Below are 16,770 nucleotides of genomic sequence, written 5' to 3'. Positions count from 1 at the left end.
CCGGAGCCCACCGCCAACGGCGGTGGGCTTCGTTTATCCGCCTCCATCCGAGGCCTGGGACCCGCACCAGAAGTGCAGCAAGGTCCCCTGGAGACACCCATGCCCGAGTTCTACCACTACCTGCAACAGCTGGTGAACGGCCTCACGGTCGGCAGCACCTATGCGCTGATCGCCATCGGCTACACCATGGTCTACGGCATCATCGGCATGATCAACTTCGCCCATGGCGAGGTGTACATGATCGGCTCCTACGTGGCCTTCATCGCCATCGCCGGCCTGGCCATGCTGGGTATCCACAGCCTGCCCATCGTCATGCTCGCCGCCTTTGGCGCCAGCATCATCATCGCCAGTGCCTACGGCTACAGCATCGAACGCATCGCCTATCGCCCCCTGCGTGGCGGTAACCGGCTGATCCCGCTGATCTCGGCGATCGGCATGTCGATCTTCCTGCAGAACTGGGTGCTGCTGGCCCAGGATTCCAAGGACAAGTCGATCCCCAACCTGCTGCCGGGCAACTTCATCATCGGCACCGACGCCATGAACGGCGTGGTGATCTCCTATGTGCAGGTGCTGATCTTCATCGTCACCCTGCTCACCATGTTCGGCCTCACCTGGTTCATCTCCCGCTCCCGCCTGGGCCGCGCCTGCCGCGCCTGCGCCGAGGACATCAAGATGGCGAACCTGCTGGGCATCAACACCAACGGCATCATCGCCCTGACCTTCGTCATCGGTGCCACCCTCGCCGCCGTGGCCGCGGTGCTGCTGGGCATCCAGTACGGCGTGATCAATCCGAGTCTGGGCTTCCTGGCTGGCATCAAGGCCTTCACCGCCGCCGTGCTCGGCGGCATCGGCAGCATCCCCGGCGCCATGCTCGGCGGCCTGGTGCTGGGCGTGGCCGAGGCCTTTGGCGCCGACGTCTTCGGTGACCAGTACAAGGACGTGGTGGCCTTCAGCCTGCTGGTGCTGGTGCTGCTGTTCCGCCCCACCGGCATCCTCGGTCGCCCGGAGGTGGAAAAGGTATGAGTGCCCGTCTGCGAACCGCCTTCTTCAGCGCCCTGCTGGTGCTGGCCGTCGCCTATCCCATCCTCGGCCTCAAGCTGGAGACGGTGGGCGTCAACCTGGAAGTGCACGGCGCCCCGCCGCGCACCCTCTGGATCGTGGCCCTGGCCGCGGTGCTGATGTTCGTCTGGCAACTGGTGCGTGACCCGCTCACCGCCGGCTGGCGCCGCAATGGCGGCCTGCAGCTGCCGGCCACCGGCCTGGGCACCAAGCTCACGGAACCCAAGACCCAGCGCTGGGTGATCCTCGGCCTGGTGCTGATCGCCCTGGTGTGGCCCTTCTACGGCTCGCGCGGCGCGGTGGACATCGCCACCCTGATCCTCATCTACGTGATGCTCGGCCTCGGCCTGAACATCGTGGTGGGGTTGGCCGGTCTGCTCGACCTGGGCTACGTCGGCTTCTATGCCGTCGGCGCCTACACCTACGCCATGCTCTCCCACTACTACGGCCTGGGCTTCTGGGTCTGCCTGCCGCTGGCGGGGCTGATGGCGGCGCTGTTCGGCTTCCTGCTCGGTTTCCCGGTGCTGCGCCTGCGCGGCGACTACCTGGCCATCGTCACCCTGGGCTTCGGCGAGATCATCCGCATCCTCCTGCGCAACCTCACCCAGTGGACCGGCGGCCCCAACGGCATCAGCGGCATCGAAAAACCGACCCTGTTCGGCCTGACCTTCGAACGCCGGGCCCCGGAGGGCATGACGCCCTTCCACGAGTATTTCGGCATCCCCTACAACTCCGAATACAAGGTGATCTTCCTCTATCTGATCGCCCTGCTGCTGGTGCTGCTGACCCTGTTCGTGATCAACCGCCTCCTGCGCATGCCCATCGGCCGCGCCTGGGAAGCCCTGCGCGAAGACGAGATCGCCTGCCGCGCCCTGGGTCTGAATCCCACGCTGATCAAGCTCTCGGCCTTTACCCTGGGCGCCTGCTTCGCCGGTTTCGCCGGCAGCTTCTTCGCCGCGCGCCAGGGCCTGGTGTCGCCGGAATCCTTCACCTTCATCGAATCGGCCATCATCCTGGCCATCGTGGTGCTGGGCGGCATGGGCTCCCAGCTCGGCGTGATCCTCGCGGCCATCGTGATGATCCTGCTGCCGGAGCTGATGCGCGAATTCAGCGAATACCGCATGTTGATGTTCGGCCTGCTGATGGTCGTGATGATGATCTGGCGTCCGCAAGGCCTGCTCCCGATGCAACGCCCGCACCTGGAGTTGCACAAATGAGCCAAGCCCTTCTCGATGTCTCCGGCCTATCCATGAGATTCGGCGGCCTGCTGGCCGTCAACGGCGTCAACATCCGCGTGGAACAGGGCCAGGTGGTCTCGCTGATCGGCCCCAATGGCGCCGGCAAGACCACGGTGTTCAACTGCCTGACCGGCTTCTACCGGCCCAGCGGCGGCGAGATCCTGCTCAATGGCGAAGCCATCCAGGGACTGCCCGGGCACAAGATCGCCCGCAAGGGCGTGGTGCGCACCTTCCAGAACGTCCGCCTGTTCAAGGAAATGACCGCGGTGGAGAACCTGCTGGTGGCCCAGCACCGCCACCTCAACACCGGCTTCCTGGCCGGGCTGTTCAAGACCCCGGCCTTTCGCAAGAGCGAAGCCGAGGCCATGGACTATGCGCGCTTCTGGCTGGAGCAGGTCAACCTCACCGAATTCGCCAACCGCAACGCCGGCAACCTCGCCTACGGCCAGCAGCGCCGCCTGGAAATCGCCCGCTGCATGATGACCCGCCCGCAGATCCTCATGCTCGACGAGCCGGCCGCCGGCCTCAACCCGCGCGAGACCGAGGACCTCAAGGCGCTCATCGCCCTGCTGCGCGCCGAGCACGGCGTGACCGTGCTCCTGATCGAGCACGACATGCACCTGGTGATGAGCATTTCCGACCACATCGTGGTGATCAACCAGGGCACCCCCCTGGCCGACGGGACGCCGGAGCAGATCCGCAACAACCCCGACGTGATCAAGGCCTACCTGGGCGAATCCTGATGGAGACCACCATGCTGCAGTTCGACAACGTCTCCACCTTCTACGGCAAGATCCAGGCGCTGCATGGCGTCAGCGTGCAGGTGAACCGGGGCGAGATCGTCACCCTGATCGGCGCCAACGGGGCCGGCAAGTCCACCCTGCTGATGACCCTCTGCGGTACCCCGCGGGCCCACGGCGGCAGCATCCGCTACGAAGGCGAGGAGCTGGTCGGCCAGGAAACCGCGCAGATCATGCGCAAGGGCATCGCCGTGGTGCCCGAGGGTCGCCGGGTATTCGCCCGCCTGACCGTGGAGGAGAACCTGGCCATGGGCGGCTTCTTCACCGACAAGCACGCCTACGACCGCCAGCTGGAGAAGGTCCTCGGCCTCTTCCCGCGCCTCAAGGAGCGCTATGCCCAGCGCGCCGGCACCATGTCCGGCGGCGAGCAGCAGATGCTCGCCATCGGCCGGGCGATGATGAGCGAGCCGCGCCTGCTGCTGCTCGACGAGCCGTCGCTGGGCCTGGCGCCCATCATCATCCAGCAGATCTTCGAGATCATCGAACAGCTGCGCCAGGATGGGGTGACGGTGTTCCTGGTCGAGCAGAACGCCAACCAGGCGCTCAAGCTGGCCGACCGCGGCTACGTGCTGGAGAACGGCCGCATCGTCATGCAGGACAGCGGCGCCGAGCTGCTGGCCAACCCGGACGTGCGCAAGGCCTATCTGGGCGGTTGAGTCACCCCGTCGCCGCCCCACATGCCTCGACCAACAGCACCGTAGCGTGGAAAGCGGCGCAGCCTTTTCCACCGGGGCTTCCTGGCGAAGGGTGCCCTCACCCCAGCCCTCTCCCGCAGGGAGAGGGGGCTATCCGTGCGCCACGTAGGTTGGGTTGAGACGGCTCCATCGTCGAAGCCCAACAGCACCGTAGCGTGGAAAACGGCGCAGCCTTTTCCACCGGGGCGTCCTGGCGAAGGGTGCCCTCACCCCAGCCCTCTCCCGCGGGGAGAGGGAGCTATCTGTGCGCCACGTAGGTTGGCTCCATCGTCGAAGCCCAACAGCACCGTAGCGTGGAAAACGGCGCAGCCTTTTCCACTGGGACTTCCTGGCGAAGAGTGCCCTCACCCCAGCCCTCTCCCGCAGGGAGAGGGGGCTATCTGTGCGCCACGTAAGTTGGCTCCACCGTCGAAGCCCAACAGCACCGTAGCGTGGAAAACGGCGCAGCCTTTTCCACCGGGGCTTCCTGGCGAAGAGTGCCCTCACCCAAGCCCTCTCCCGCGGGGAGAGGGAGCTATCCGCACCAGCGTTCAGCTCATCGGCTCCGCTACCCCAACGCCTCCAGGCGCTGCCGACTACGCTCGAACCAGTCGCTCAGGGCTTCCGCCACCACCCGTGTTCGCTTGGGCAGGCCACCCTGGTAGGGATGCACCAGAAACAGCGGCTGGCTGGGGGTGCGCCAGTCCCTGAGCAGCCAGACCAGGGCGCCACTGGCCAGCTCCTCGTGCACCATGAACGAGGGCAGCCGGGCGATACCCTGCCCGGCCAGGGCGGCCTGCTTGAGCAGGCTGTAGTGATTGCAGGCCAGGCTGGGGATTACCTGCACGCGGTCGAGTCGGTGCTCGCGGTGATAGAGCCAGACCTCTCCCTTGGCATAGTGGCTGTTGACCAGGCAGCGGTGGCCGAGCAGCTCCTCGGGCGCCTGGGGGACCTCGCGCCCGGCCAGATAGGCGGGTGCCGCGCAGGTCACCTCCTGCATGGCGAACAGCGGTCGCGCGACCAGACGTTCGTCCGGGTCCAGCCGGGCGCGAATCGCCAGGTCGAAACCCTCGGCCACCAGGTCGCGATAGCCGTTGTCCAGCACCAGGTCCAGCTGGATGGCGGGATGGGTGGCACGACAGGCCAGCAGCACCTCGAAAAAGGTGTAGCCCAGGGACACCGGAACGGTCAGGCGTACCGGCCCGGCTGCCTCCTCCTGCAGGCGGGCCACGCTCTGCAGGGCCCGCTCGCGCTGGCGCACCAGGGCCTGCGCCTCGGGCAGCAGGGCGCGTCCGGCAGGGGTGGGATCGAGACGTCGGGTGGTACGGTGCAGCAGGCGGGTCTCCAGGCGCACCTCCAGCGCCCGGATGCGCTTCGACAGTTGCCCCTTGCTGCAGCCCAGGCGCTCGGCGGCGCGGGTGAAGCTGCCGCTTTCACAGAGGATGGCGAAGGCGGCGAGATCGGCGAAATCGTCCTGCATCGTTTCCTCCGGGAAACACTGGATTGCCATTCAGGTGATTTATCAAGGCAATGAGCCATTCTAGGCTGGAGACTCCTTCCCTTCACGGAGTCGCCTCATGAAAATCATCCTCGTCGGTGCCAGCGGTACCCTGGGCAGCGCCATCGCCGAACGCCTGGGCAGCCGCCACGAGCTGATCCGCGTTGGCCGCCAATCCGGCGATCTGCAGGTCGATATCACCCAAGCGGATTCCATCCGCGCCCTGTTCGCCCAGGTCGGGCGCTTCGACGCCCTGGTCAGCGCGGTGGGGTCGGTGACCTTCGCCCCCTTCACCGAGATGACGCCCGAGGCCTATCAGAAGGGCCTGCAGGACAAGCTGATGGGCCAGGTCAACCTGGTGCTGCTGGGCCAGACCCAGGCGGCCGAGGGTGCCTCCTTTACCCTGACCACCGGCATCCTCAGCGAACAGCCCATCGCTCAGGGCAGCTCGGCGGCCATGGTCAATGCCGCCCTGGAGGGCTTCGTCCGCGGCGCGGCCATCGAGCTGCCGCGGGGTCAGCGGATCAATGCCGTGAGTCCGACGGTGCTGGAGGAATCGCTGGGGCACTACGGCGATTTCTTCCGCGGCTTCAAGGCGGTATCGGGGGCCGAGGCTACCCTGGCCTACGAACGCAGCGTGGAAGGGCGGGAAACCGGCAAGACTTATCGCGCCTGGTAAGTCCTTGAGCTTGCGGCGCTGTCTGAGTAACGTGTGCCCACCTCAGTCGGAGTCCTGCGATGCCTGCGCCGCGTGCCATCTTTCCCCTTGCCCTGCTCGGCCTCCTCGGCGGCTGCAGCCTGTTCCAGAGCGACGACACCCCGCGTGCACCGGGCGGCGAGCGCCTGCAGGGTGATCTGCGCTGGAACGGTGACCAGCTGCTGTTCCGCCCCTGCCAGGAACAGCGCTTCTTCGACGTCACCGACGCCAACAACACCGCCATCCTGCGCGATGCCCATGAACTGGCCGCCGACAGCGGTGCCGCTTCGCTGTTCGCCGATCTGCGCGGCAAGCTCAAGTCCGGCGGTCGCGATGGCGCCCAGGGCGTGTTCGCCGTCACCGACGTCTACCGCGTGCAGTACAGCGGTCCGGGCTGCAGCGATCCCAACTTCAAGCGTACCGCCATGAATGCCGGTGGCCATGGACCGGACTGGAGCGTCCAGGTCAGCAACCAGGGCATGCTGGTCAGTACCGCCGGCCAACAGCGCCGCGCCCTGCCCTTCGTGCAGGAAGAATTGCCCGGCGGCATGCGCGCCCTGTCCACCGAGGCCAATGGCGAGAAGGTCGAGCTGTGGATCAATCCCCGGCGCTGCGTGGATGGCCGGACCGGCACCGTGCAGTCACTGCAGGCCGAATTGCGCATCAATGGCCAGACCTGGCAGGGCTGTGCCTTCTACGGTGGTGCCGGCAACCCCACCTAAGTCGGGCGTTCGCGCGATGCTTAGCGCGATCCCCTTGGCATCTTCCGCTTTACGTTTAGCGTCGTGCGCCCCCAGGGGCTAGTCTAGCGACGGCAAGGCTTCATCCGCTTCGCTTGGCCACCTCCGGGTCGCGCCGGGCGAAGCCACAGGAACGCTCATCCAGCCAGGGTCCAGGCATGCCAACATCTCCCGCGTCCCGCAGCGCCTTACCGCGTCGGCGGGGCCATACCGTCCTCCTGCGGCTGTTCCCGGCGCTCTGCGTACTGCTCCTCGGCCTTATCGGCCTGGGTTGCTATCTGCTGGTCGACAATGCCGTGCGCCAGGATGCCACCGTCGCCCAGCACACCGAACGCGCGATCGGTCGCACCTTTACCCGCCTCGACGAAGAGGTCGCCCGCAACCTGATCGACTACAGCAAATGGGACGAGGCCTATCGCCGCCTGCATCAGGAACTGGACCCCGACTGGGCCTACGACCAGGGCAACCTCGGCGAATCGCTGTACCGCGTCTATGGCTACGAAGGGGTGCTGGTATTCGACGGCCAGGACCGCCCCCGCTATCGCCTGCTCAATGGCCAACTGGCCGATCCCGCTACGTCCTGGCTGCAGGGCGACATCGCCGGCCTGCTGGCAGCGGCACGCAGCGCCGACGCCCGCGCCGGCAGCGTGTCCGGTGTGCTGACCGTGGCCGGGATGCCGGCGCTGGTGGCCGCCGCCGCCATCACCCCGGGCGATCATGCCGGCGTCCGCCCCCAGGAGGCGCCGGCCTCGGTACTGGTCTTCGTCAATGTGCTGAGTCCCGCCCGGCTGGCCGCCCTGAGCGAAGCCAACAACCTGCCGCCGCTGAGCATCACCACCGACCCGGCTGGCAGCCGTGCCAGCTGGCAACTGCCCGGCTCCGGCTATCAGCTGACCTGGCGCCCGCCGCGACCGGGATTGTGGCTGATGCAGCAGACCCTGCCGCTGTTCGGCGGTGGGGTGCTGATCCTGCTGCTGGGGCTGATCTGGCTGTTTCGCCAGGCGCTGCTGTCGATGCGCCAGCTGGATGCCCAGTACGATGACCTGCTGGCCAGTCGCAGCGAACTGGCCATCGGTGAGCGGCGCTTCCGCGACATCGCCGAGGCCACCTCGGACTGGCTGTGGGAGGTCGACGCCACCCTGCGCCTGGTCTATGTCTCGGATCGCTTCGCCGAAGTCACCGGGGAAGCCACCAACCGCTGGCTGGGGCGACCGCTCAACGAACTCCTGACGCCCCATGCCGACACCCTGGCGCACTGGCTCGCCGGCCAGGCGCACGACCGCAAGCCGCGACCGCCGCTGGTCTGTCACTACCTGGACGGCAACGGCCGCGAACGCACCTGTCGGGTCGCCGCCCGGGCCATTCCCGAGGGTGGCTATCGCGGCACCGTCACCGATCTCACCGACGAGATCGAGGCCCTGGCCCAGGTCCAGCACCTGTCCTGGCACGACCCCCTGACCGGCCTGCCCAACCGCCATCGCCTGCACCAGTTTCTCGCCACCCACCTGGAAGGACCGGAGCCGCGGCCCCTGGCGCTGATCAGCCTGGACCTGGATAGATTCAAGACGGTCAACGACGCCCTCGGCCATGCCGCCGGCGATCAGGTCCTGCAGGAAGCGGCGCAGCGCCTGCGGCAGAACGTGACCGCCACCGACCTGGTGGCGCGCCTGGGCGGCGATGAATTCTGCGTGGTGCTCAGCGGCGATCGCGACCCGGGCGCCATCGCCGACCTCTGTCGACGGCTGGTGGAGCAGTTGCGCCAACCCTTCCGCCTCGGCGAGCAACGGGTCTTCATCGGCAGCAGCCTGGGCGTGGCCCTGGCGCCGCGGGATACCGGCATCCCGGCGGAACTGCTGCGCCTGGCCGATATCGCCCTCTACCAGGCCAAGGCCGCTGGCCGCGGCACCTGGCGCTTCCACGAGCCGGCCATGAACGAACAGGTGCTGTTGCGCCGGCAGCTGGAGCAGGACCTGCGCCAGGCCCTGCGCGATGACCGCCTCAGCCTCTACTACCAGCCGCGGCGTTGCCTGGCCGATGGCAGCCTGCGTGGCTTCGAGGCGCTGGTGCGCTGGGAGCATCCGACCCAGGGGCTGCTGGAGCCGCTGGACTTCCTGACCCTGGCCGAGGACGCCGGCCTCGGCCAGCGCCTGGGACGCTGGGTACTGGAGACCGCCTGCCACGATGCCCAGGGCTGGCCGGAACGACTTTCGGTGTCGGTCAATCTGTCGCCGCAGCAATTCCACGCCAACGAAGATCCGGTGCAGACCGTGGCCGAGGCGCTCTACCAGAGCGGCCTGGCGGCGTCGCGCCTGGAGCTGGAACTCACCGAGCGCACCCTGCTGGATCCGGCCGCCGACGTGGCCAACACCCTGGGCGCGCTCAAGGGCCTGGGCGTACGCCTGTGCCTGGACGACTTCGGTTCCGGCCTCTGCTCCCTGGCCTATCTGCGCCGCTATCCGCTGGACGGCATCCGCCTGGATCGCAGCCTCATCGCCCGCCACCATCAGGCGCCGGAAGACAGCGCCCTGGTGCGGGCCATGATCGATCTCGGCCGCTCGCTGGGGCTAAGGGTGACCCTCAAGGGGGTGGAAGACGCCGAGCACCTGCGCCAGCTGCAGCACCTGCCGGCGGACGAGATCCAGGGCTTCCATTGTGGCGCGCCCCTGCCGGCCGACCAGCTGGGCGCCTGGCTGGACGAACTGGCGACCGAGTCGCTGAGCTGAATCGGCAGGGGCTCGGCGCCTAGCGCTCGGCCACCATGCTGCCCTCGCCCGCCGCGCCACGCCGCTGGTTGCGGTCGTCGCGGGGGGTGACGCCAAAGAAGTTGCGATAGGCGCTGGAGAAATGCGGTCCCGACGAGAAGCCGCAGGACAGGCCGATCTGGATGATCGACTTGCTGGTCTGGGTGAGCATCTTGCGCGCCCGGTTCAGCCGCAACTCCAGGTAGTACTGGCTGGGTACACGGGCCAGGTATTGCTTGAAGATCCGCTCCAGCTGCCGGCGGGAGACGCAGACGTGCTGGGCGATCTCGTCGGTGGTGAGGGGCTCTTCGATGTTGGCCTCCATCAGCATCACCGCCTGGGTCAGCTTGGGATGACTCGACCCCAGGCGATTCTTCAGCGGAATGCGCTGTCGCTCGCTGCCTTCGCGCAGCCGCTCGACGATCAGCTCCTCGGCGATGGTGCCGGCCTGCTCGGCGTCGCGGTCACGGCCGATCATGGCCAGCAGCAGATCGAGGATGGCCAGGCCGCCACAGGCGGTCAGGCGATCGCGGTCCCACTCGTAGAGGTGGTGGGTGGCGATGACCTTGGGAAATTGCTCGCTGAATTCCTCCAGCCAGCGCCAATGCACGGCGGCGCGATGACCGTCGAGCAGCCCGAGCTGGGCGAGGATGTGCACGCCAGCGGAAAAACCGCCCATCACCACACCGGCCCGGGCGGTCTGGCGCAGGGCCGCGACCAGCGGTGGCGGCAGCGGCGGCGAGGGTTCGTCGGCCAGCACGAAGAGCCGATCCAGGCGTTCCAGCTGCCCTTCCCAGTGGCCACCCGGCAGTCGCGGCTGCAACTCGCTGCCGGCCTGCAGAAAGCGCACCTCGTAGGGCGTATCGCTCGAATGGCGCGAGGCGAGTTCCAGCGCTTCCTCGACCAGGCCCACGGTCAGCGGACGAACGTCGGGCCACAGCAGAAAGGCGATGCGGATGGTCATCTAACGTCTGGCTTCCTGTCGAGAGCGGCGGGGGCGACCGATCCGGGGCCCGCGCGCCATGAAACCCTTGTGGGGTGGCACGCATGGTACGCCGGAGCGCTGCCCCTGTCCCGGCCTTTGCCCCGGGTAGCGGACCGGAGTGCCCTGCGGCCCGCCGGCTGGCGCGATTCTAGCGCCAGCGCAACGGCGGCGGCTTCTACCCTGGCGACACGTCCTTACAGGACCGCCAAAAAAGAAACCGCCCGCTACCTGGACGATAGCGGGCGGTCGCTGAGGCAGCCGGATCAGGCGACGGCCTGGCTCATCTGCTGATGGGTCCCGACCAGATGCTGCACCACGCCCGGGTCGGCCAGGGTGGAGATGTCGCCGAGCGAGTCGTATTCGCCCACGGCGATCTTGCGCAGGATCCGCCGCATGATCTTGCCGGAGCGGGTCTTGGGCAGACCCGGCGCCCACTGGATCACATCGGGGGTGGCGATGGGGCCGATTTCCTTGCGCACCCACTGCTTGAGCTCCTGGCGCAGGGCTTCGTTGCCCTCCTCGCCCTGGTTGAGGGTGACGTAGACATAGATGCCCTGGCCCTTGAGGTCGTGGGGCATGCCCACCACCGCGGCCTCGGCCACCTTGGGATGGGCCACCAGGGCGCTCTCGATCTCGGCGGTGCCCATGCGGTGGCCGGAGACGTTGAGCACGTCGTCGACGCGACCGGTGATCCAGTAGTAGCCGTCCTCGTCGCGGCGGGCACCGTCACCGGTGAAGTACATGCCCTTGAAGGTCTTGAAGTAGGTGTCGACGAAGCGGTCGTGGTCGCCATAGATGGAGCGCGACTGGCCCGGCCAGGAATCGAGGATCACCAGGTTGCCTTCCACGGCGCCGTCGAGCAGGTTGCCCTCGTTGTCCACCAGCGCCGGCTGGATGCCGAAGAAGGGACGGGTCGCCGAACCGGGCTTCTGGCCGATGGCGCCCGGCAGCGGGCTGATGAGGATGCCGCCGGTCTCGGTCTGCCACCAGGTGTCGACGATGGGGCAGCGCTCCTGGCCCACGGTCTTGTAGTACCAGTGCCAGGCCTCGGGGTTGATGGGCTCGCCCACCGAACCGAGCAGGCGCAGGCTGCTGCCGTCGACGCCGCGCATGGCCGCATCGCCCTGGGCCATCATGGCGCGGATGGCGGTGGGGGCGGTGTAGAGGACGTTGACCTGGTGCTTGTCCACCACCTGGCCCATGCGGGTGACGTCCGGGTAGTTGGGCACGCCCTCGAACAGCAGGGTGGTGGCGCCGTTGGCCAGGGGGCCGTAGACGATGTAGCTGTGGCCGGTGATCCAGCCGACGTCGGCGGTGCACCAGTAGACCTCGCCGGGGCGATAGTCGAAGACCCGCTCGTGGGTCAGGGCGGCATAGGTCAGGTAGCCGCCGGTGGTGTGCAGGATGCCCTTGGGCTTGCCGGTGGAACCGGAGGTATAGAGGATGAACAGCGGCGCCTCGGCGGACATCTCCTTGGGCTCGCAATGTTCCGGCGCCACCGAGGTGATGTCCTCGTACCAGACGTCGCGGTGGCGGTGCCAGGCGATGTCGGCGCCGGTGCGCTTGCAGACGATCACCTTGCGCACCGAATAGGTGGCCGGATTGGTCAGGGCCTCGTCGACGTTGGCCTTGAGCGGGATCTTGCGACCGCCGCGCACGCCTTCGTCGGCGGTGATGACCAGCTTGGACTGGCAGTCGCTGATGCGGCCGGCCAGGGATTCGGGGGAGAAGCCGCCGAACACCACCGAGTGCACCGCGCCGATGCGGGCGCAGGCCAGCATGGCCACCACGGCCTCGGGAATCATCGGCATGTAAATGGTCACCACGTCGCCGCGGTGGATGTCCTGGCCGCGCAGGGCGTTGGCCAACTGGCAGACCTCGCGATGCAGTTCGCGGTAGGTGATGTGGCGGCTGTCGGCCGGATCGTCGCCTTCCCAGATGATGGCGGTCTGGTCGCCGCGGGTTTCCAGGTGGCGATCCAGGCAATTGTAGGAGGCGTTCAGGGTGCCATCGGCGAACCACTGGATGTCGACGCGATGATCGTCGAAGGAGGTCTGCTTGACCCGGCTGAAGGGCTTGATCCAATCCAGGCGCTGGGCCTGCTCGCGCCAGAAGCCATCGGGGTTGAGGATGGACTGCTGGTACAGCCGGCGATAGGTGACTTCATCGGTCAGGGTCCGGGAAGCGACTTCCGCGCGGACCGGGTAGAAGGCGGCACTCATGGGACGATCTCCTCGGCGGGAAACTGTTGTTCTTGTTGCCTTCCGTTGTACGGCGCGCACCGGTTTCGGACCATTCGACCATGGTCGGACGGGGCGCCGGGAGCTGACCGGCGGGTCTGTTACCCTTGCCCTTTCGTGACTTTCTTTCCCAAGGAGCGCCCCATGGCCGATCTCGCCCACTCTCATTGCGTCCCCTGCCGCTCCAGCGAGCCGGCCCTGAGCGCGGCCGCCAGCAGCGAATTGCTCAAGGCCGTCCCCGGCTGGACGCTGGTGGAACGCGAGGGGATTGCGCGGCTGGAACACCGCTATGCCTTCGGCAACTTCCTCGAGGCCCTGGACTTCACCAACCGCGTCGGCCGCGAGGCCCAGGACGAGGACCATCACCCGGCCCTGCTCACCGAATGGGGCGCGGTGACGGTGAGCTGGTGGACGCACAACATCGGCGGCCTGCACCGCAACGACTTCATCATGGCCGCCCGTACCGACGCAGTCGCCCTGGCGGCCAACGTCTGACCATCGGATCGCCGGATCGCCGGACCACACGCTAGTCGCAGGCGGCGGCCAATCCCTCGGCGTGGACGAAACACAGCTTGTTGCCCTCCGGGTCCCGGCAATAGGCGGCATAGAAGTCCGGTCCGTAGCCCGCTCGGATGCCCGGCGCACCCTCGTCGCTGCCGCCCAGTTGCAGGGCGCGATGCCAGGCCCCCTCCACGGCCGCGGGACTAGGCGCGGCAAAGCTCACCTGGACGCCATTGCCCCAGGAGGCCGGCAGGCCGTTGAACGGCAGCTGCACATAGAATTGCGGCCACTCCCGCCCCGGCCGCTGCCAGCCACACCCGGGCGGGCCACCGTCGTCTTCCGCCGGCATGCGCACCAGCCCGAGTTCGTGCAAGACGCTGTCGTAGAATTCGATCAGGCGCTCCAGATCGCGCGCACCTAGCTGTACATGGCTGAACATGGACGCTCTCCCGCTGCAGGGGTCATCAAGCCACGTTAGACCAGTCCGTCGCGCCTGCCTATCGGCTCGACAAGCCCGGCGCGGACGGTTAGCGTGGCGGCCTTCGCCTCTGACGATATGCCCATGAATCTGCGCAACCTCCCCCGCCTGACCAAGATCGGCCTGGTCTTCTTCATCCTTGGCCTGCTGGGCGTGGCCTTCTCCCTCTATGGCCTCTACCAGGGTCCGCGTCCCACCGAACCCGGTGCCATGCGCAGCCTGCTGTTCGCAGCGGGATTGCAGCTGACCGGCTACGTGCTGCTCAACCGCAACCGCTTCCGCATGCTGTCCGGCCGCCGCAAGGACTGACCATGACCCTCCAGTGGAGCTGCCGCGCCGCGCCAGCGCTGACCACCGCCGAGCTCTATGCCGCCCTGGTGCTGCGCGCCCGGGTGTTCGTGGTGGAGCAGCAGTGCATCTATCCCGACGCCGATGGCCTGGATCTGGCAGCGGATGTCTGGCACCTGTTCGGCTGGCGGGACGACCAGTTGCACGCCTACCTGCGCCTGCTCGGGGCAGTACGCGAGGACGTGGTGATCGGCCGGGTGATCGTCGCCCCCGAGGGCCGCGGCAGCGGGCTGGGGCACCTGCTGCTGGGGGAAGCCCTGCGCGTCTGCGCCGAGCGCTGGCCCGGGCGCTCGCTGTTTCTCTCCGCCCAGGCTCATCTGCAGGCCTACTATGGCCGCTATGGCTTCACGCCCTGCTCAGCGGTGTACGACGAGGACGGGATTCCCCATATCGACATGCGTCGCCTGGCGGACTAGCGCCGGCGGCGCAGCGGATCGAGCAGCGGCTTGAGGCCGTTGTGGTCGATCTCCTGCATCAGCGCCAATAACCGGCCCAGCTCGCCAGGTGGAAAGCCGCTGCGGGCGAACCAGTTGAGGTAGTGGCCCGGCAGGTCGGCCAGCAGGCGGCCGGCGTACTTGCCATAGGGCATGGTCCAGGTCACCAGGGCGTCCAGATCCGCGGGTTGCATCGCTTGTCTCCTCTACACGGCCTGGCGATTATGCCATGCCGTCAGGGGTCAACCGTCGGCCGCGGGGAGCACCAGCTCTCCGCGACGATCCCAGCTACACCAGGTCTGCAGAGGATTTCAGCATGAGCAATGTTACCCGGCCACTGGCCGCCGTTACCGGTGCCTCCAGCGGCATCGGCTTCGAACTGGCCAAGCAGCTGGCCCGCCATGGCCATGATCTGCTGCTGGTTTCCCGCGGCGACGGCCTTGACGCCGCCGAGCGTGAATTGCGCGCCCTGGGAGTCAAGGTCTGGAGTCATGCGGCTGACCTGCGCACCGCCGTGGGCGTGGAAGAGACCTATAGATTCCTGCGCCGCCAGGGGCGGCCGCTGGACGTCGTGGTACTCAACGCCGGGGTCGGCCTGGGCGGCGCCTTCGTCGGCCAGACGCGGCTGGAAGACGAGATGGCGCTGATCCAGCTCAATGTCATGTCCACCGTGCACCTGGCCAAGCTAGTGTTGCCGGAGATGGTCGCCGCCGGCCGTGGCCGGGTGCTCTTCACGTCGTCCATCTCGGCCACGGCGCCGATTCCCTTCGAGGCCGTCTACGGTGCTTCCAAGGCCTTCATCAACTCCTTCGCCTTCGCCCTGCGCAACGAACTCAAGGACAGTGGCGTGACCCTCACGGTACTCATGCCCGGCCAGACCGACACCAACTTCTTCCACCGCGCCGGCGAAGACGACACCAGCGTCGGCGCCGGGCCCAAGAACGATCCGGTGCAGGTGGCCGCCCAAGGCTACGCCGCGCTGATGCAGGGCCTCGACCATGTCTATGGCGGCGGCCCCGAAGTCCAGCACGAGGGCGAGGTGCTCAATCGGGTGGAAAGCGAGGCGCAGAAGGCCGAGCGCCATCGCGCCTGGTCGGAGCCGGGGTCGGCGGAAAAGGACTAGCGGCCCTTGCGCCGGGGCGCTGGCAGGCGCAGGTGGCGACGTCAGGCGAGGCGTCATGACCAAGACCCTGCCTGACGTCCGGCTGGCCGCCTCTAGTTGACCGGCGTGGCTCCGGGCGTACCGCACTTGGCGAACTTGCCCTTGGCATCCTTGCATTGCGCGGCCTTGGTCTTGGTGGTGTCGCATTTGACGAACTTGCCGTGGGCATCCCGGCAGGGTGCCGCCTGGACGCTGGCGGCTGCGAAGAGGGTCAGGGCTACCGCGGCGAACAGAGCTTTGAGCATGACGATCACCTCCAAGGGCCGGGAGTGGCCTCTCGAAGCGTAGCTTGCGCACGTGGGGTGTGCCACGGGCACTGATGACATAAGGGCTCGTATCCAAGCGCTGGAGCGGACGATGTCAGCCATGTTCGACGGCTATCGAGGCCACCTCCTCCAGGCTCGTCGACGTTAGCGGCAGACCGCCTCACCTACCGTGGGATCCGCTGTACAAGGACGTCTTGCCGGCCTCAATTAATGTACATACAATAAATCATGGACATAAGCTTCGATCCGGCCAAGAACATCGCCAACATCGCCGCTCGTGGACTGAGCTTCGAAGGGGTTGCCAACTTCGACTTCGAAACGGCGCTGATCTGGGTCGATGACCGGAGGATCTATCCGGAAGTACGGTATTCGGCCCTGGGCCTGATTGCGCGCCGGGTGCACGCCGTGGTGTTCACCGAAACCGCCACTGGCATCCGGGTCATCAGCTTCCGCAAGGCAAACAATCGCGAGGTAAAACGCTATGAGCAAGCCACTCAATCCTGAATTGATCGACGTGGAAAACCCGGAGTGGACCGACGAAAAAGTCGAGCAATCGGTGCGCATCGGTGCATTGCCGGTGACCTTGCAAGCCAAGCTGCGTCGTGGCCGCCCCCAAGCCAGCGTCACCAAGGAGCGCATCACCATTCGGCTTTCCCCGCACGTTGTCGACGCCTTCCGCGCGACGGGTTCAGGCTGGCAGACCCGCATGGATGCCGCGCTCAAGGATTGGCTGAAAACACATTCGCCATCCTGAGCGCGCGCCACCTTGCCATGACCCTGGGCGTTCATCTTCTGCCTGGACGAACCAGGAGTCGGGCGCTCCCTATCTGCTTTTCCTGACCTGCCGTTCAAGGCCTCGGGTCAGCATCCGCCACAGCTCCATCGGGAAACCACCCGCCGATCCCCCTC

Annotated in this window: 19 protein-coding genes; 13 read left to right on the top strand and 6 right to left on the bottom strand. The window is 67.1% G+C overall.

The features are described 5' to 3' along the window. Window positions 1-99: 99 nt before the first annotated feature. From livH to OMP44_RS19230, 4 genes are read left to right on the top strand one after another with little or no spacing between them, the layout of a single operon-like run. Window positions 100-1,023 (top strand): high-affinity branched-chain amino acid ABC transporter permease LivH, encoded by a 924-nt coding sequence (livH, locus tag OMP44_RS19245; RefSeq protein WP_007159571.1) that lies wholly within the window; start codon window positions 100-102, stop codon window positions 1,021-1,023. Then, complete coding sequence (locus OMP44_RS19240) at window positions 1,020-2,276, top strand: high-affinity branched-chain amino acid ABC transporter permease LivM (protein WP_187978653.1); 1,257 nt, start codon at window positions 1,020-1,022, stop codon at window positions 2,274-2,276. Before livH ends, OMP44_RS19240 begins: the two co-directional genes overlap by 4 nt. After that, complete coding sequence (gene livG, locus OMP44_RS19235) at window positions 2,273-3,040, top strand: high-affinity branched-chain amino acid ABC transporter ATP-binding protein LivG (protein ID WP_133859890.1); 768 nt, start codon at window positions 2,273-2,275, stop codon at window positions 3,038-3,040. Before OMP44_RS19240 ends, livG begins: the two co-directional genes overlap by 4 nt. An 11-nt stretch (window positions 3,041-3,051) precedes the next feature. After that, the gene (locus tag OMP44_RS19230; protein ID WP_007159574.1) at window positions 3,052-3,753 is read left to right on the top strand and encodes an ABC transporter ATP-binding protein; all 702 of its coding nucleotides are present in this window, start codon (window positions 3,052-3,054) and stop codon (window positions 3,751-3,753) included. A gap of 586 nt (window positions 3,754-4,339) precedes the next feature. Here OMP44_RS19230 and OMP44_RS19225 read toward each other — a convergent pair. Continuing rightward, window positions 4,340-5,251 (bottom strand): LysR family transcriptional regulator, encoded by a 912-nt coding sequence (locus OMP44_RS19225; protein WP_187978652.1) that lies wholly within the window; start codon window positions 5,249-5,251, stop codon window positions 4,340-4,342. Window positions 5,252-5,348: 97 nt separating this feature from the next. Between OMP44_RS19225 and OMP44_RS19220 the strand changes: the two genes are divergently transcribed. From OMP44_RS19220 to OMP44_RS19210, 3 genes are all read left to right on the top strand, one after another. Next, a complete protein-coding gene (locus tag OMP44_RS19220; RefSeq protein WP_280310485.1) occupies window positions 5,349-5,948 on the top strand; it encodes a short chain dehydrogenase in 600 nt (199 codons plus the stop codon). Between the two features lie 59 nt (window positions 5,949-6,007). Then, a complete protein-coding gene (locus OMP44_RS19215; protein WP_133859893.1) occupies window positions 6,008-6,688 on the top strand; it encodes a hypothetical protein in 681 nt (226 codons plus the stop codon). A gap of 176 nt (window positions 6,689-6,864) precedes the next feature. Then, on the top strand, window positions 6,865-9,429 hold the full coding sequence (locus OMP44_RS19210) for a bifunctional diguanylate cyclase/phosphodiesterase (protein WP_280310482.1): 2,565 nt from the start codon (window positions 6,865-6,867) through the stop codon (window positions 9,427-9,429). A 19-nt stretch (window positions 9,430-9,448) separates the two neighbouring features. Here the strand turns inward: OMP44_RS19210 and OMP44_RS19205 are convergent, their stop codons facing one another. Both OMP44_RS19205 and acs read right to left on the bottom strand, forming a co-directional pair. Next, the gene (locus OMP44_RS19205; protein ID WP_133859895.1) at window positions 9,449-10,411 is read right to left on the bottom strand and encodes a GlxA family transcriptional regulator; all 963 of its coding nucleotides are present in this window, start codon (window positions 10,409-10,411) and stop codon (window positions 9,449-9,451) included. A gap of 284 nt (window positions 10,412-10,695) precedes the next feature. Then, window positions 10,696-12,654 (bottom strand): acetate--CoA ligase, encoded by a 1,959-nt coding sequence (acs, locus tag OMP44_RS19200; protein WP_133859896.1) that lies wholly within the window; start codon window positions 12,652-12,654, stop codon window positions 10,696-10,698. Between the two features lie 162 nt (window positions 12,655-12,816). Here acs and OMP44_RS19195 point away from each other — a divergent pair, with 162 nt between their 5' ends. Next, the gene (locus OMP44_RS19195) at window positions 12,817-13,167 is read left to right on the top strand and encodes a 4a-hydroxytetrahydrobiopterin dehydratase (protein WP_280310478.1); all 351 of its coding nucleotides are present in this window, start codon (window positions 12,817-12,819) and stop codon (window positions 13,165-13,167) included. 31 nt (window positions 13,168-13,198) lie between these two features. Here the strand turns inward: OMP44_RS19195 and OMP44_RS19190 are convergent, their stop codons facing one another. Further along, window positions 13,199-13,612: a VOC family protein gene (locus OMP44_RS19190; RefSeq protein ID WP_187978648.1), complete on the bottom strand. Its 414-nt coding sequence runs from the start codon at window positions 13,610-13,612 to the stop codon at window positions 13,199-13,201. Between the two features lie 123 nt (window positions 13,613-13,735). On the opposite strand from OMP44_RS19190, the gene OMP44_RS19185 reads away from it, so the two are divergent. Beyond that, window positions 13,736-13,960, top strand: coding sequence for a hypothetical protein (locus OMP44_RS19185; RefSeq protein ID WP_133859899.1), 225 nt, complete (start codon window positions 13,736-13,738; stop codon window positions 13,958-13,960). Between the two features lie 2 nt (window positions 13,961-13,962). Then, on the top strand, window positions 13,963-14,415 hold the full coding sequence (locus OMP44_RS19180; RefSeq protein WP_187978647.1) for a GNAT family N-acetyltransferase: 453 nt from the start codon (window positions 13,963-13,965) through the stop codon (window positions 14,413-14,415). Here the strand turns inward: OMP44_RS19180 and OMP44_RS19175 are convergent. After that, entirely contained in the window at window positions 14,412-14,627 is a 216-nt protein-coding gene (locus OMP44_RS19175; protein WP_158892131.1) for a DUF3820 family protein, read from the bottom strand. The two genes, OMP44_RS19180 and OMP44_RS19175, sit on opposite strands and share 4 nt — an antisense overlap. Before the next feature lie 122 nt (window positions 14,628-14,749). Between OMP44_RS19175 and OMP44_RS19170 the strand changes: the two genes are divergently transcribed. Continuing rightward, the gene (locus OMP44_RS19170; protein WP_187978646.1) at window positions 14,750-15,556 is read left to right on the top strand and encodes an SDR family NAD(P)-dependent oxidoreductase; all 807 of its coding nucleotides are present in this window, start codon (window positions 14,750-14,752) and stop codon (window positions 15,554-15,556) included. A 92-nt stretch (window positions 15,557-15,648) separates the two neighbouring features. Here OMP44_RS19170 and OMP44_RS19165 read toward each other — a convergent pair whose 3' ends face one another. Next, window positions 15,649-15,840, bottom strand: coding sequence for a hypothetical protein (locus OMP44_RS19165; protein WP_133859903.1), 192 nt, complete (start codon window positions 15,838-15,840; stop codon window positions 15,649-15,651). Between the two features lie 249 nt (window positions 15,841-16,089). On the opposite strand from OMP44_RS19165, the gene OMP44_RS19160 reads away from it, so the two are divergent. Continuing rightward, window positions 16,090-16,365 carry a BrnT family toxin gene (locus tag OMP44_RS19160; protein WP_133859904.1) on the top strand — a complete coding sequence of 92 codons (276 nt, stop codon included), beginning with the start codon at window positions 16,090-16,092 and terminating at the stop codon, window positions 16,363-16,365. Then, the gene (locus OMP44_RS19155) at window positions 16,343-16,615 is read left to right on the top strand and encodes a BrnA antitoxin family protein (RefSeq protein ID WP_133859905.1); all 273 of its coding nucleotides are present in this window, start codon (window positions 16,343-16,345) and stop codon (window positions 16,613-16,615) included. The genes OMP44_RS19160 and OMP44_RS19155 overlap by 23 nt, the downstream gene beginning before the upstream one ends. The last annotated feature ends 155 nt before the right edge of the window (window positions 16,616-16,770 follow it).

This window comes from Pseudomonas flavocrustae, from assembly GCF_029872515.1.
GTDB lineage: Bacteria > Pseudomonadota > Gammaproteobacteria > Pseudomonadales > Pseudomonadaceae > Chryseomonas > Chryseomonas aestiva.
The sequence above is the reverse complement of the archived record's forward strand: the minus strand, read 5'-3'. Positions and strand labels throughout refer to the sequence as shown.

Bases quoted from the DNA above. Each gene is read 5' to 3' on its own strand.
- livH (WP_007159571.1), top strand. From the start codon at position 100: ATGCCCGAGTTCTACCACTACCTGCAACAGCTGGTGAACGGCCTCACG.
- OMP44_RS19240 (WP_187978653.1), top strand. From the start codon at position 1,020: ATGAGTGCCCGTCTGCGAACCGCCTTCTTCAGCGCCCTGCTGGTGCTG.
- livG (WP_133859890.1), top strand. From the start codon at position 2,273: ATGAGCCAAGCCCTTCTCGATGTCTCCGGCCTATCCATGAGATTCGGC.
- OMP44_RS19230 (WP_007159574.1), top strand. From the start codon at position 3,052: ATGCTGCAGTTCGACAACGTCTCCACCTTCTACGGCAAGATCCAGGCG.
- OMP44_RS19225 (WP_187978652.1), bottom strand. From the start codon at position 5,251: ATGCAGGACGATTTCGCCGATCTCGCCGCCTTCGCCATCCTCTGTGAA.
- OMP44_RS19220 (WP_280310485.1), top strand. From the start codon at position 5,349: ATGAAAATCATCCTCGTCGGTGCCAGCGGTACCCTGGGCAGCGCCATC.
- OMP44_RS19215 (WP_133859893.1), top strand. From the start codon at position 6,008: ATGCCTGCGCCGCGTGCCATCTTTCCCCTTGCCCTGCTCGGCCTCCTC.
- OMP44_RS19210 (WP_280310482.1), top strand. From the start codon at position 6,865: ATGCCAACATCTCCCGCGTCCCGCAGCGCCTTACCGCGTCGGCGGGGC.
- OMP44_RS19205 (WP_133859895.1), bottom strand. From the start codon at position 10,411: ATGACCATCCGCATCGCCTTTCTGCTGTGGCCCGACGTTCGTCCGCTG.
- acs (WP_133859896.1), bottom strand. From the start codon at position 12,654: ATGAGTGCCGCCTTCTACCCGGTCCGCGCGGAAGTCGCTTCCCGGACC.
- OMP44_RS19195 (WP_280310478.1), top strand. From the start codon at position 12,817: ATGGCCGATCTCGCCCACTCTCATTGCGTCCCCTGCCGCTCCAGCGAG.
- OMP44_RS19190 (WP_187978648.1), bottom strand. From the start codon at position 13,612: ATGTTCAGCCATGTACAGCTAGGTGCGCGCGATCTGGAGCGCCTGATC.
- OMP44_RS19185 (WP_133859899.1), top strand. From the start codon at position 13,736: ATGAATCTGCGCAACCTCCCCCGCCTGACCAAGATCGGCCTGGTCTTC.
- OMP44_RS19180 (WP_187978647.1), top strand. From the start codon at position 13,963: ATGACCCTCCAGTGGAGCTGCCGCGCCGCGCCAGCGCTGACCACCGCC.
- OMP44_RS19175 (WP_158892131.1), bottom strand. From the start codon at position 14,627: ATGCAACCCGCGGATCTGGACGCCCTGGTGACCTGGACCATGCCCTAT.
- OMP44_RS19170 (WP_187978646.1), top strand. From the start codon at position 14,750: ATGAGCAATGTTACCCGGCCACTGGCCGCCGTTACCGGTGCCTCCAGC.
- OMP44_RS19165 (WP_133859903.1), bottom strand. From the start codon at position 15,840: ATGCTCAAAGCTCTGTTCGCCGCGGTAGCCCTGACCCTCTTCGCAGCC.
- OMP44_RS19160 (WP_133859904.1), top strand. From the start codon at position 16,090: ATGGACATAAGCTTCGATCCGGCCAAGAACATCGCCAACATCGCCGCT.
- OMP44_RS19155 (WP_133859905.1), top strand. From the start codon at position 16,343: ATGAGCAAGCCACTCAATCCTGAATTGATCGACGTGGAAAACCCGGAG.